10 protein-coding genes are annotated in these 13578 nt (G+C 69.2%); 3 read left to right on the top strand and 7 right to left on the bottom strand.

Annotated elements, in window-relative coordinates:
- Position 1: 1 nt before the first annotated feature.
- From J2853_RS26570 to J2853_RS26550, 5 genes are all read right to left on the bottom strand, one after another.
- On the bottom strand, positions 2 to 679 hold the full coding sequence (locus J2853_RS26570; RefSeq protein WP_307568830.1) for a uracil-DNA glycosylase: 678 nt from the start codon (positions 677 to 679) through the stop codon (positions 2 to 4).
- A gap of 85 nt (positions 680 to 764) precedes the next feature.
- Positions 765 to 1640, bottom strand: a complete 876-nt coding sequence (locus J2853_RS26565) for a carbohydrate ABC transporter permease (protein ID WP_307562520.1) — start codon at positions 1638 to 1640, stop codon at positions 765 to 767.
- On the bottom strand, positions 1637 to 3043 hold the full coding sequence (locus J2853_RS26560; protein ID WP_370879339.1) for an ABC transporter permease: 1407 nt from the start codon (positions 3041 to 3043) through the stop codon (positions 1637 to 1639). The genes J2853_RS26565 and J2853_RS26560 overlap by 4 nt, the downstream gene beginning before the upstream one ends.
- Before the next feature lie 11 nt (positions 3044 to 3054).
- On the bottom strand, positions 3055 to 4383 hold the full coding sequence (locus J2853_RS26555; RefSeq protein WP_307562518.1) for an ABC transporter substrate-binding protein: 1329 nt from the start codon (positions 4381 to 4383) through the stop codon (positions 3055 to 3057).
- A 136-nt stretch (positions 4384 to 4519) separates the two neighbouring features.
- Positions 4520 to 5776, bottom strand: a complete 1257-nt coding sequence (locus J2853_RS26550) for an ABC transporter substrate-binding protein (RefSeq protein WP_307562516.1) — start codon at positions 5774 to 5776, stop codon at positions 4520 to 4522.
- A 131-nt stretch (positions 5777 to 5907) separates the two neighbouring features.
- Between J2853_RS26550 and J2853_RS26545 the strand changes: the two genes are divergently transcribed.
- From J2853_RS26545 to J2853_RS26535, 3 genes are read left to right on the top strand one after another with little or no spacing between them, the layout of a single operon-like run.
- A complete protein-coding gene (locus J2853_RS26545) occupies positions 5908 to 6414 on the top strand; it encodes a PadR family transcriptional regulator (RefSeq protein ID WP_307562514.1) in 507 nt (168 codons plus the stop codon).
- Entirely contained in the window at positions 6411 to 7154 is a 744-nt protein-coding gene (locus tag J2853_RS26540) for an ABC transporter ATP-binding protein (RefSeq protein WP_307562511.1), read from the top strand. Before J2853_RS26545 ends, J2853_RS26540 begins: the two co-directional genes overlap by 4 nt.
- A 1-nt stretch (position 7155) precedes the next feature.
- The gene (locus J2853_RS26535) at positions 7156 to 9435 is read left to right on the top strand and encodes an ABC transporter permease (RefSeq protein WP_307562509.1); all 2280 of its coding nucleotides are present in this window, start codon (positions 7156 to 7158) and stop codon (positions 9433 to 9435) included.
- Between the two features lie 143 nt (positions 9436 to 9578).
- On the opposite strand, the gene treS is transcribed toward J2853_RS26535, so the two are convergent.
- Entirely contained in the window at positions 9579 to 11270 is a 1692-nt protein-coding gene (gene treS, locus J2853_RS26530; protein WP_307562507.1) for a maltose alpha-D-glucosyltransferase, read from the bottom strand.
- Positions 11271 to 11913: 643 nt separating this feature from the next.
- Positions 11914 to 13572: an asparagine synthetase B family protein gene (locus J2853_RS26525; RefSeq protein WP_307562505.1), complete on the bottom strand. Its 1659-nt coding sequence runs from the start codon at positions 13570 to 13572 to the stop codon at positions 11914 to 11916.
- Between the last annotated feature and the right edge of the window lie 6 nt (positions 13573 to 13578).

Below are 13578 nucleotides of genomic sequence, written 5' to 3'. Positions count from 1 at the left end.
CCTAAGGGAGCTTCCACTCCACCGGTGTTGCGCCCTGCTGCTGGAGAAGGTCGTTGGCGCGGCTGAACGGGCGGGATCCGAAGAAGCCGCTGCGGGCCGACAGGGGGCTCGGGTGGGCCGACTCGACGGCCGGGACATCGCCGAGCATCGGGCGCAGGTTGCGGGCGTCGCGCCCCCACAGGATCGCCACCATCGGCTTGTCGCGCGCGACCAGGGCCTTCATGGCCTGCTCGGTGACCTCTTCCCAGCCCTTGCCCCGATGCGAGGCGGGCTTGCCCGGCATGACGGTGAGGACCCTGTTGAGCAGCAGCACGCCCTGCTCGGTCCACGGGGTCAGATCGCCATTGCTCGGCATCGGCAGGCCGAGGTCCTCGGTGAGCTCCTTGTAGATGTTGCGCAGACTCCCCGGAATCGGGCGCACATCCGCGGCCACGGAGAAACTCAGGCCGATCGGATGCCCCGGCGTGGGATAGGGATCCTGGCCGACGACCAGCACCTTGACCTGGTCGAAGGGCTGTTGGAAGGCACGGAGCACGTTGTCTCCCGACGGAAGGTACTGCCTGCCTTCCGCCACCTCCTTGCGGAGGAAATCGCCCATCTCAGCGATTTTTGCAGCGACGGGTTCGAGGGCCGTGGCCCACCCGGCTTCCACGATTTCATTCAAAGGACGCGCAGCCATGCGGAAAACCCTATCGAGGTTTGAGGTCCGGTACGGCGTGCGCCGCAAATCGGCGAACAGCGAACTCCGCACCGGACCTGCCCCTTTATTTCACCGAGCCCGCCATCATGCCCTGCACGAAGTATCGCTGGAAGGCGAAGAACAGAATCAGCGGGATGATCAGCGACAGGAAGGCACCGGGCGCGAGGATGTCGACGTTGGTCCCGAACTGCCGCATCTGGGACTGCAGGGCCTTGGTCATCGGCTGGTTCTCGGTGTTGGCGAAGACCAGGGAGACGAGCAGGTCGTTCCAGACCCAGAGGAACTGGAAGATGCCGAGCGAGGCGACCGCCGGCTTGGCCAGCGGGAACACCACGGTCGAGAAGATCTTCCACTCACCCGCGCCGTCCATGCGCGCGGCTTCGAGCAGCGAGCGTGGAATGCCCGCGAAGAAGTTGCGCAGCAGGAAGATGGCGAAGGGGAGTCCGAAGGCGACGTGGAAGAGCACCACGCCGGCGATGGAGCCGAAGATCCCGATCGAGCCGTAGAGCTTCGCGATCGGGATCAGCGCGATCTGGATCGGCACCACCAGCAGGCCGATCACCACCAGGAACAGCGCGTCCCTGCCGGGAAACTCCATCCAGGCGAACGCGTAGGCGGCCATGGCCGCGATGCCGATCACCAGGAGGGTCGTGGGCACCGTGATGAGCACGGTGTTCCAGAACGACGCGGTGAACCCGGTGGCCAGCAGGTCGGCGTAGTTCTTGATGGTCCACTCGGCCGGCTTGGTGAACGCCGTCCACCAGCCGGTGGAGTTGTTGGCCGTCTCCTCGCGGAGCGAGACCACGAACAGGCCGAGAGTGGGGACCAGCCAGAACACGCCGATCAGCACCAGTACCGCCTGGACGAGGCCGCCGCCGACCTTGTCCACGATCCGGCTCAACGCGCTGCGCGGCGGGGCGCCGAGAGTGGAGGTCGTCACTGGTTGTCCCTCCTGAACCGGCGGATGTTGATGATCATGAAGGGCAGGACGAGGACCAGCAGGAAGATGGACAGCGCGCTGCCCAGCCCCTGGTCGCCTCCGCCGCCGAACGAGACCCGCCACATCTCCAGCGCGATCACGTTGGCCTGCGGCTGCACCGATCCCGGCGCGATGACGAAGACCAGGTCGAAGACCTTCAACGTATTGATGATCATTGTGACGAACACGACGAGCAGCACCGGCGCGAGCAGCGGAATGGTGATCTTGCGGAACACCTGCCACTCGGTGGCCCCGTCGATGCGGGCCGCCTCCAGCGCGTCACGCGGGATGGCGGAGAGCCCCGCCGCGATCAGCACCATGGAGAATCCGGCCCACACCCAGATGAAGGCTCCGATGATCGCCGGGGTGATCAGCGTCGGGCCGAGCCAGGAGATCCCGTTGAAGGCCGCCTGGAAGTTCGACTGCGGCAGCCGTACCAGGTAGTCGCCCGGAGCCAGCCCGGTGAAGCGGAAGGTTCCGTCGGCCTCGGTGGTGGCGGTGGCCTTGACGGCGCCGTTCTGCACCGCCTCGACCGTCACCCCCGTCAGGCCCTTCTCCGTGGGGTCCACCTGGTTGACGGTGCCTCCGCCGCCCTGGGTGAAGTCCACCCACACGGTCCCGGTCAGCTCGCCGGGACCCTGCTGGGGCGCCTTCGCCGTCGCCGCGGAGGCGAGGGTCTCGGGCTTGACGCCGACCAGCGGGAGGAGCACGGCGCCGCCGGGCCCCGTGGGCTGTTTGGTCACCACCGCGCCCTGCTGACCGGCGACCGGAGACTGGTCGTTCTCCCGGGGCCGGGCGTCCGGGTAGCCGTCCGAGGAGCCGAAGAGGTCCTGAACCGAGGTGATCACGGCGTTGGCCACGCCCCGGTCCGGCGCCTGCTCGTAGACCAGGCGGAAGATGACGCCGGAGGCCATCAGGGAGACGGCCATCGGCATGAACACGATCAGCTTGAAGGCGGTCGCCCAGCGGATCCGTTCGGTCAGCACCGCGAAGACCAGGCCTACCGCGGTGACCAGGGCGGGAGCCACCGCGACCCAGATCAGGTTGTTCCTGATCGTGGTCAGGGTGGAGGAGTCATTGAAGATCGCCGCGTAGTTGTCGACGCCGACGAAGGTGTTCCCGGCGGAGTCGTAGAGGCTACGGAAGATCGAGTAGATGATCGGGTAGATCACCATCGCGCCGAGCAGGATCACGCCCGGCAACAGGAACCAGAGCGCCATCGTCGCGGGAGGGCCCAGCCTTCCGGCCTTCCCGGCTTTCCCGGCCCCCTTGGGGGGTTCGGGCTTCGCCTTGTCAGGGGCCGCCTCCGGCACCGTCTCCGGTGCCGGAGCGGGCGCCTGCGGGCCGTCTAACCGATCGGTCACGGCCTCTCCCCTTACTTCCAGGCCTTCTTGGCCTCGTCCTCGAGCTTGCTCTGGATGCCCTTGATGTCGGACGGGTCGCGCACGAAGTCCTGCAGGAGCTTCCACTCGCCCTTGCCGTCGGTGCCGCCGAAGGCGCTGGGGGCGAGGTCGGACATGTCGTAGCGGACCGCGTCACCGGCGGAGATGATCGTCTCGGCGAGCTTCTTGGTCAGCTCGGACGGGTAGTTGTCGGGCGAGACGTTGCGGTTGGGGGAGAGGTAGCCGGGGAGCTTGGCCCAGATCTCGCCGCCCTCCTTGGAGGCGAGGAACTCCAGCAGCGCCATCGCGCCCTTGGAGTCCTTCATGGCCACCGCGACGTCGCCGCCCAGCACGACCGGTTCGGTGTCACCGGCCTTGGGGAACGGGAAGTACTTGGCCTCCTCGCCGAGCTTCGCGCCGGACTCCTCGGCCGTGGTGCCCACGAAGTCGGCCTCGATCACCATCGCCGACTTGTCCTGGCCGTAGACCTGGGTCACGCAGGTCGGGAAGTCGGTCTGCAGGGCGCCGGAGACGTCGCCGAGCAGGAACTCCTTCTTGCCGACGAGCTGGCCGATCTTCTCCAGCGCGGTGGTCACGCTGGCGTCGGTCCAGGGGATCTCGTGCTTGGAGAGCTTGGTGTAGTTCTCCGGGCCCGCGCTGGACAGGTAGACGTTCTCGAACAGGTCGGTCAGGGTCCAGCCGGACGCGCCGCAGAGGGAGAACGGCGGGGTGCCGGAGTCCGCGATCGTCTGGGCGGTCGTGATGAGCTCGTCCCAGGTGGCCGGCGGCTGCGCCCCGGCGTCCTGGAAGGCCTGGTCGCGGTACCAGATGAGCGACTTGTGCGCCGCCTTCACCAGCACGCCGTACACCTGGCCGTCGGCGGAGCCGAGCTCCTTCCAGTACGGGGTGTAGTTGTCGTCGAGCTGCTTCTGCACCTCGGCGGACAGCGGCTTGAGCGCCTTCTGGTCGGCGTACTGCTGGACCAGGCCCGGCTGGGGCAGGATCGCGACGTCCGGCGGGTTGCCGCCCTGGATGCGCGGGCCGAGGTAGGCGCCGGTGTCCTCACCGGTGGAGGCGTAGGTGACCTTGGCGCCCGTCTTGGCCTCGAAGGCCTTGAGCACCTGCTCGAAGTTGGTCTGTTCGGCACCCGTCCACTTGGCCGCGATCTCAAGCGTCACGCCTTCGAGGGTCTTGGCCGCGGCGGGCGCGGAGGCGCTGCCGCTCGTGGCCGGCGCCGCGGGCGCCGCCGTCTCGCCGCCGCCGCACGCGGCGAGTGCGAGTGCGAGTCCGGCCGTTGTCGCCATGGCAATGGATTTGCGCATGCTGAACAAACCTCCTGTGGTTGTCAAAGCCCCGAAATTCGGGAGAAAAGGGATTCGGGAGAAGCGAAACAAAAAGCGTGGAGGGCTGAAATCGAGATCGGGGAGGGATGACGGCTCGCCGGAGGGTCGCCCCGGGTCACTGAGCTCGGATGATCTCGTTCAGCTGGCCTTTCATGGAGGTGATGATGTCGTCGCTTGCCTCCTCGAAGGGTGGGGTGAGCGCGTTGGAGACCGCACTGGCGATCACCAGGCTCACCTGGTTGTAGTTGGCACTGGCCGGTCTCGGCCGAGCGGAGAGGATGCTCTGCTTGAGCACGGGGAGATAGGGGAAACGCTTGATCAGGGCGGGGTCGTCGTACAGCTCGGCCCACACGGGCGGGAACGAGCCGTCGGTGAGAACCCGCCGCTGGTTCTCCAGTCCGGTGAAGTAGCGGATGAACTCGACCGCCGACTTCTGCTTCTTGGAGTAGGCGCTGAGCGCGAGGTTGACGCCGCCCAGCGAGCTGGAGCCGGGACCGTTCAGTCCGGGCAGCCGGGTGACCGCGAACTTGTCCGCGACGGCCGACTCGGTGGCGGGGCCGTACGCGTGCGGCCAGTTGCGGGCGAAGGCCAGGCGGCCCTCCTGGAAGGCCAGCCGCGACTCCTCCTCCTTGAAGGAGAGCGACTCCGGCGGGATCCAGCCTTCCCGGAACCCGCCGGCCAGGAAGTCCAGGCCGGCCTTCGCCTTCGCCACGTCCATGGTCACCTGCGTGCCGTCCGGGCTGAGAATCTGCCCGCCCGCCGACTGCACGGCCTCGGCGAAGTTGACGGTCAGCCCCTCGTAGGCCAGGAACTGCCCGGCGTAGCCGCCGATGCCGTACTTCTCGTGCAGCGCGCCGGCCTGTTCGCGAAGCTCTTCCCAGGTCTTGGGGGGCTTGAAGCCCTGCTTGGCGAGCAGATCCTTGCGGTAGTAGAGCAGTCCGGCGTTGCTGGTGTACGGCACGGCCCAGAGCTTGCCCCGGTAGACCGCCGTGTCGACGACCGGGGGCAGGAACCGGTCCAGCTGGAACATTCCGCGTTCCAGTGGCAGGATCCAGCCCGCGTCGGCGAACTCCGCCGTCCAGACCACGTCCAGGCCGAGCACGTCGTAGCGGTCGCTCTTGGCCTGGAGGTTGGCGACCATCTGAGCGCGTTGTTCGTCGGCCGCCTCGGGGAGTTCGAGCAGGGTGACCCGTTCCCCGGGATGGGTCTGGTTCCACCTGTCCAGCAACGGCTGCAGGTAGGCGGTCGTGTCACGTCCGGTCACGAGGGTGAACGGGCCGGTTCCCCCGAACCTCTCGGTCTCCTGCGCGCCCACCCCCGTGCACCCCACCGGCACGAGCACGGCGAGGAGGAGGGGGATGAGGCGGCGCACTGTGACCTCCAGATTTCGAGGTAGTTACATACGTGTTAGGTAGATGCATGCATGTTATGCATAGCGATAACATGAACGTCAACGGATAGACCCGTAACGCTCAGGTAACGAGCACTCTGAGGAGGTGGGGCGTGCGGCTGTTGCTGCTGGCGCTCCTCGCTAAAGAACCTGCCCACGGATACGAGCTGAAACAGGCGCTTGAACAGGTCTTCGGCAGCGCCTATCCGTCACCGAACATCGGGCAGATCTACGTTACGCTCGGCCGCCTGGAGAAGGACGGGCTGGTCCGGGTCGTGGACGTCGAACAGTCCAACCGGCCGAACAAGAAGGTTTACTACCTGACCGCCGCGGGCCGGGAGCTCCTCGACACGTGGGTGGACGAGCCCACGGAGGGGCCGCGGGTCCGTGACGAGTTCTTCATGAAGCTCGTGCTGGCCCCGATGACCGGCATCGCCGACAGGATGGCGCTGATCAACCGCCAGCGCCGCCACTACCTCACGCTCATGCGCGACCTGAACGAGCTCGTGGAGCGGACCGATCCGGAGAACCGGGTCGCGCTCCTCCTCGTCGAGGGGGCTATGCTCCACCTGCAGGCCGACCTCGACTGGCTTGAGCGCTGCCAGGAGGACCTGAGTTGACTTCCCCCGTGGTCGATACCGTCAATCTCGTCAAGATCTACCAGAACGGCGCCGTGCCGGTCCCCGCGGTGCGCGGAGTCGATCTCCGGGTGATGCCCGGGGAGTTCGTGGCGATCATGGGACCGTCCGGATCGGGCAAGTCCACCCTGGTCCACATGCTCGGCGGCCTCGAAGCCCGGACCAGCGGCGAGATCTGGCTCGACGGGCAGCGGGCCGACACCCTGAACGAGAGCGCCTGGGCACTGCTGCGCCGCAAGAAGGTCGGCTTCGTCTTCCAGTTCTTCAACCTGGTCGCCAACATGACGGTGGCCGACAACGTCGAGCTGCCCGCGCTGCTGGCCGGCGCCTCCGCGCGTGAGGCGCGCCAGCGGCGGCAGTACCTCCTCGGCGAGCTCGGCCTGACCGACCGCGCCGACGCCGCGCCCTCCCAGCTCGCGGGCGGCGAGCAGCAGCGGGTCGCGCTGGCCCGCGCGCTGGCCAACCAGCCGAGCCTGCTGCTCGCGGACGAGCCCACCGGCAACCTCGACAGCCGCAACACCCGCGACGTCCTCCGCCTCCTCGGCGACGTCCACCGCGAAGGCCAGACCATCATCCTGGTGACCCACGACGCCCGGGTGGCCGGCCTGGCCGACCGGGTGGTCTCCCTCTTCGACGGCCAGATCGTCGACGACGGCGCCATCGGCCTGACCCGCCGCCGCCCCAAGGCCACCGCGGGCGACGTCGTCGAGCTGAGGAGCTAGCGTGAGCACCGTCCGGGCTTCCGTGAGGTGGATCCAGGCGGACCTCAGGGCGCGGAAGGTGCAGGCGCTGCTGACGCTGCTGGCCGTGGCGGGGATCGTCACGGCACTGATCACCTCGGCGACCCTGCTGGAAGACGGGACCAACCCGTGGCGAGGGCTGTTCACGGAGTCCAGGGGCGCGCACGTGTGGATCCACACCAAGGACGCCCCGGACGTGGCCGCGCTGTCGCGGCTCCCGGGTGTGACCCAGGTGGCCGGGCCGTACCGGACGGCGCCCGTGACGCTCACGATGGACGGCAGGAAGTCGTCCGTGGCGCTGCGGGAGACGTCCGCCGAACCACCCTCGGTGGCCGCGCCGCTGATCCGCGAGGGGCGGTGGCTCCGCGCCGGCGACACCGAGGGCGTGATCGTCGAGCGCTCCTTCGCCACGGCGCTCGATCTGCGGGTGGGCGGTCCCTTCACCGTCACCGCGCTCAACGGCGCCTCCCACGCGCTCATCGTGGTCGGACTGGCCGACACCGCGGATCAGGGGTTCTACCCCGAGTGGACGCCCGGTCTGGCCTGGACCCTGCCCGAGGTCCTCGCCAGGGTCGAGCCCGCCCTGGGCCGCAGCGAGTCGGTCACCGGCCTGCGTCTCGCCGACGGCGAGGACACGCTGCCGGTCGTCCACGGCGCCGTCACCCTGCTGGACGAGGAGATCCAGCGGATGTCCACCTGGCGCGAGGTCCGCGCCTCCATGGAGCTCGACAACCGTCTTCTCGGACTGCTGCTGGCGCTGTTCGGCGTCACCGGGCTGGTCGCCGCCGCGCTCGCCATCGCCAACGCGGTGGGCGGGCGGGTGCTCGCCCAGACCCGCGACATCGCCACCCTCAAGTCCATCGGCTACACCCGGGGCCAGGTCTTCGGCGTGCTCATGGCCGAGCACGGCGCGCTCGGGCTGCTGGGCATCGCCATCGGGCTCGTCTGCGGCCAGGTCGCCGCCTCGCTCGTGCTGTACGGCACGCCGATCCTGCCGCTCTCCCCGATCCCGCTGCTCGCGATCACCGGCGGCACCGCCGCGGTGGTCCTGATCGCGGTGGCCCTGCCCGCCTGGCGCGGCGGCCGCACCCCGCCCATCCCCGCGGCCTCCACGGCGCCGCCCCGGGGCCACCTGTCGCGGATGGCCAGGGTCGCCCTCCTGGTACGGCTGCCGCCCGCCCTCGTCCTGGGCACCCGCGACGCCTTCACCAGGCGTGTCCCCGCGTTCCTGAGCATCTTCGGCCTCGCGATCCCGATGATGATGATCACCATCGGCCTCGGGTGCTGGGCCACCCTGGACGACTTCCTGCGTCACCCGGAACAGGTCGGCCAGGCGGCGGCCCTCATCGTCCGCCCGGACAAGCTCCCCGCCGAGGACGCGGCCCGGATCGCCAGGGCCGATCCGGAGGTGCTGGCCGCCTACCCGGGCAGCGAGGTGTCGGCCCTGGAGCCCGAGCAGACCAGGAGCGTGCTGGCCCGCGCGCTGGGCACGTCCGCCGAGCCGTACCCCTTCTCGGTCGTGGAGGGGCGGATGTTCGCGGCCAGGGGCGAGGCCGTCGCCGGGCAGGGGCTGCTCGACCTGCTGGGCGTCAAGATCGGCGATCGGGTCCGCATGACGGTCGGCGGCACACCGCTGATCGTGCACCTCGTGGGCCGGGTGGTGGAGCCCGACCAGGACGGTCAGGTGCTCTCCCTCGGCCTGGACAGCCTCGCCGCCAAGGACGCGGTGCCGCCGCAGTTCTACAGCCTGGTGCTCAGGCCCGGCGCCGATCCCGCCGCGGTGCGGGCCCGGCTGCTGACCGCCTCGGGCGAGGCCCTGGAGGTGCACCGGGTGGTCAACCCGGCCGAACGGCTCTCGGTCATCCGCGTGGTGATCATGGCGCTGATCGCCGTGCTCTCGCTGCTCGGGCTGGCCAACCTGCTCACGGCGAGCGCCCTCGGCCTGCGCGACCACGCCTTCGACCTCGCGGTGCTCAAGGCGATGGGCCTCACCCCCCGGCAGGTGGCCGCGACCCTGGTCACCGGTACCGGCCTGCTCGCCGTGCTGGGCGTGGTCGCGGGCACCGCGGCCGGGGCCTCGCTGGTCAGCGGCCTGATCGACCTGCAGGGCTACACCAGCGGCGTCGGCGCGGGCATCGGCCGCACGCCGTCGACCCTGACGCTCGTCTCCGCGGTGCTGCTCGCGGTGGGGGCGGCCCTGCTGGTGACGTTGATACCGGCCAGCAGGGCGGCACGCGCCCAGGCGCCGACGGGCATCAGATAGTCCCGGCGCCCGCCTGTGGCGCGGCAGGGAGGGCTTGAGGTGTACGGCAGGGCCGTACCCGTACCGTCCTGAGGAGAGAGCCACAACGCGTCCGGGCCCGCCCAGGTCTGGCCTGGGCGGGCCCGGAACACGCGGGGAAGCGGTCAGTCCGTGTTCTTGAGGGAGAACCAGTAGAAGCCGTGACCCGGCAGGGTCAGCAGGTACGGCAGGGTGCCCACGGGGGGGAACGGCACCCCGCCCCTGGCCTCGACGGGCGTCATGCCGATGAAGCGGCGCAGGTCCAGCTCCACCGGCTGCGGGTACTTCGACATGTTGTTGACGCACAGCATGATGTCGTCCCCCTCCTCGCGGATGAAGGTCAGCACCGCCGGGTTGCTGGACCACAGCTCGCTGTAGGCGCCGGTGCCGAAGACGGGGTGGCTCCGGCGGATCGCCAGCATGTTCCTGGTGAAGTGGAGCAGCGACGCGGGGTTCCTCTGCTGCGCCTCCACGTTGACCGCCTGGAAGCCGTAGATCGGGTCCATGACCGCGGGCAGGTAGAGGCGGCCGGGGTCGGCCTGGGAGAAGCCGGCGTTGCGGTCGGGGCTCCACTGCATCGGCGTGCGGACCGCGTCGCGGTCCTCCAGCCAGATGTTGTCGCCCATGCCGATCTCGTCGCCGTAGTACATGACCGGCGAACCGGGCAGCGACAGGAGCAGGGCGGTGAACAGCTCGATCTGGTCGCGGTGGTTTTCGAGCAGCGGGGCCAGGCGACGCCGGATGCCGAGGTAGGCCCGCATGCGCGGGTCCTTGGCGTACTCGGCGTGCATGTAGTCGCGCTCCTCTTCGGTGACCGTCTCCAGGGTCAGCTCGTCGTGGTTGCGCAGGAAGATGCCCCACTGGGCGGTCTCGGGGAGCTTCGGCGTCCGCGACATGATCTCGGAGATCGGCTCGCGGCTGCCTCGCCGTACCGCCATGAAGATGCGGGGCATGAGCGGGAAGTGGAAGGCCATGTGGCACTCGTCGCCGCCGACCGACGGGTCGCCGAAGTACTCCACCACGTCCTCGGGCCAGCCGTTGGCCTCGGCCAGCAGGACTCGGTCCGGGTAGAGGCGGTCGACCTCGCTGCGGACCTTCCGCAGGTAGGCGTGGGTCTCCGGCAGGCCGGAGCAGTCGGTGCCCTCGCGCTCGAAGAGGTACGGCACGGCGTCCAGGCGGAAGCCGTCGATGCCCAGGTCCAGCCAGAACCGCAGGACCTCCAGCATGGCCTCCTGGACCGCCGGGTTGTCGTAGTTCAGGTCCGGCTGGTGGTGGAAGAAGCGGTGCCAGTAGTACTGCTTGCGGACCGGGTCGTAGGTCCAGTTGGACTCCTCGGCGCCGATGAAGATGATCGGCGCGTCGGGATACCCGCCCGGCTCGTCGGCCCAGACGTAGAAGTCCCCGTAGGGGCCCTCGGGGTCGTGGCGCGAGGCCTGGAACCAGGGATGCTTGTCGCTCGTGTGGTTCATCACCAGGTCGGTGATGATGCGAAGGCCCCGCTGGTGCGCCGACTCGATCAGCTGCACGAAGTCTCCGAGATCGCCGAAGTCCGGCAGGATCTTCATGTAGTCGGAGATGTCGTAGCCGCCGTCACGCAGCGGCGACTCGTACAGGGGGAGCAGCCACAGGCAGTCGACGCCGAGCCACTGGACGTAGTCCAGTTTCTCGATCAGGCCGCGCAGGTCTCCGGTGCCGTCTCCGTTGGAGTCCTTGAACCCTCGGACCAGCACTTCGTAGAAGACCGCACGCTTGTACCACTGGGGGTCCGCCGAGACGAAGTCCTCGGAAACGGATTCGGGCAGGGGGGATGCGTTCATCGTGTTCTCGCTCACGGTGATTAAAGGGCAGGACGAAGTCACCGGGTGTCCCGGCTGATGAAATTTGGTGACCGCGCCTGGGGAAGCCGTCATCCCTACGAGCTCCGTGCCCCTCGGTCGGACCGAATTTGTAATTCGGTGCCATCCGTTGTGGCGCTTTCTGGGCCGAACACTACCAGCCGCATGCCAACTTCGAAGCCTGCGTAACAGGCTTAAACCTCTTCGCGGCACGGAATATTCAATCCGTCGCGTCATCTCCGCGTAATCGCCCTGATACTTACCGTTCTTTTCTGCGAAACACGTCACGCGCCGTGGCGGCGACCTCGGAGGATGTCCGAAGATCCGTCCGGGGCGCGTGCCACCTGAAGTGCCGGTGGATACGGGCTTCGGCGAGGCATGCGCCCCGTTTCGTCCCGGGACGCGCGCCCGCCCGGACCCCGCCCGGCCCCGGGCCACGGCCCTCGAAGGCCCGGCCTTCCCCGTGCGGCGCGCGAAGGTAAAGCTTTTTCTCACCGGGTCTGGCGGCGGCCCGGACGACCGGTTTCCGGCGTCGCGTCTCATGCGCGCCGACCGGGAGGCGGGGCCGTGTGAGGGAGGCCGGGACGCGGCCGACCGGCGCGGGCCGCGCCGGTGACGGGAGGGGTCAGAGCCAGGGAGGGGTGAGCTCGGGGAGGCGGTCCTCGTAGTCGCCCAGCCAGGCTCCGAACAGCACCAGGCTCCGCACCCAGAACCGGTCGTTCCAGCCGTTGAACCGCGCCAGGGCGTCGGGCCCCTCGGCGATCACCAGGTGGAGCTGCTCCGACAGCAGGGACGGCACGGCGCCGGCGACGCGGGTCAGCATCCGGTGACCGTACTCCCTGGCGGGAGCGGCGGCCGAGCGGAGCGGGACCCGCTGGAGCGGCTGCTTGACCACGTTCGTGGAGGGCAGCGCGGCGACGCGGGGATTGGCCGCGTACAGCACCTCCCGGTAGAACCGGCCCCCGTCCTTGCGGGCCACGCCCACCGAGAGCGCCGCGTCGAAGAAGTCGGGATGGATGAAGGGCGCCGCGAACGAGACCTCGGGGCCGACCAGGTTGACCGGGGAGCGGGCGATGCCCCGGGCCGTCCGGGTGTGCAGGACCGACAGCGGCAACTCGGCCCGGTGGCCGTTGAACATGGAGGTCGACTGGGCGAAGGCGTCCTCGACGCTGTCGGAGATCCAGGCGGAGGCCCGCTCGGACAGGAACGGCACGGACGGGGCGCCCAGCGTCAGGGAGCCGAGCAGCGCCGCCTTCCGCTCCGCCTGCGAGGAGGCCTCCAGCGCCGCCCCGCTGATCATGAAGTTCTTCAGCAGCGGGCCCCCGGCCAGCCCGTCGACCAGGGTCCGCCCGGCCCGGTGCACCTCGCGGGCGAACGGGGTGTACCAGGCGTGGTGCGGGGTGAGGAACTCCAGCCGCCGCGCCACGTCCAGGGCGTCGTCGGGGTAGGAGGCGGCGTCCTGGGCGATCACGCGGTGCCGTACGCCCAGCTCGGCGGTTATCGCGCGGGCGAAGGTGATGTCGGTGTCGGTGCCGTCGTCGGGGCTCGTCGTCCACGACTCCACGTCGGCGCCCCGCGCAACCGCGACCGAGCACAGCAGCCGTGAGTCGTAGCCGCCGCTGACCGGCACGAGCAGCGGCCGGCCGTCGAACTCCTTGTAGACCTCGTGCAGGATCTCCAGGATCTCCCCGGCCGTCCGGCCCGCCTCGTACGGTTCCTCACGCAGCCACCGGGGCAGCCTCCGCTCGGTCGAGATCCGGCCCGACGCCCGGTCGAAGATCAGCGCGCTCGATCCGCCCATCCGCTTGACCTGCGCGTACGGGGTGTCGTCGCGAAGAGGGAAGGTCAACTGGATGATCGAGGCCCAGGCGTCCCAGTTGATCTCGTAGGGCCCGCGCGAGAGGGACAGCAGCGGTTCGAGCAGGGAGGAGAAGTAGACCGCTCCGCCCCTGAACAGGTAGTAGACGTCCACGAGGCCGAGCCCGCCGGCGTGCAGCGTGATCTGCTTCCCGTCGTCGATCAGGCCGGGCGTCTCGAAGGTCTCCGCCACGGTGATCCACGGTGCCACCGCGGTGGGGGTGCGCTCCCCCCAGGCGAACGCGCAGGTCAGCGGGTCGCGTTGGTAGGGCGGCAGCGGGGAGGAGCTGAACAGTGCCGCTCCCGTCGCGTGAAGCGCGGGGGTGACGCGAGGTCCGGCCCTCCGCAGCGTCTCCAGGACGGCCTGGTTGAGGTGGCCGATGCCGCCGCAGACGTACGGTCTCACATTGAACGTCGGCCACTGCACCGTGCT

Source organism: Streptosporangium lutulentum (assembly GCF_030811455.1).
GTDB lineage: Bacteria > Actinomycetota > Actinomycetes > Streptosporangiales > Streptosporangiaceae > Streptosporangium > Streptosporangium lutulentum.
This window is presented reverse-complemented; position numbering and strand designations above follow the sequence as displayed.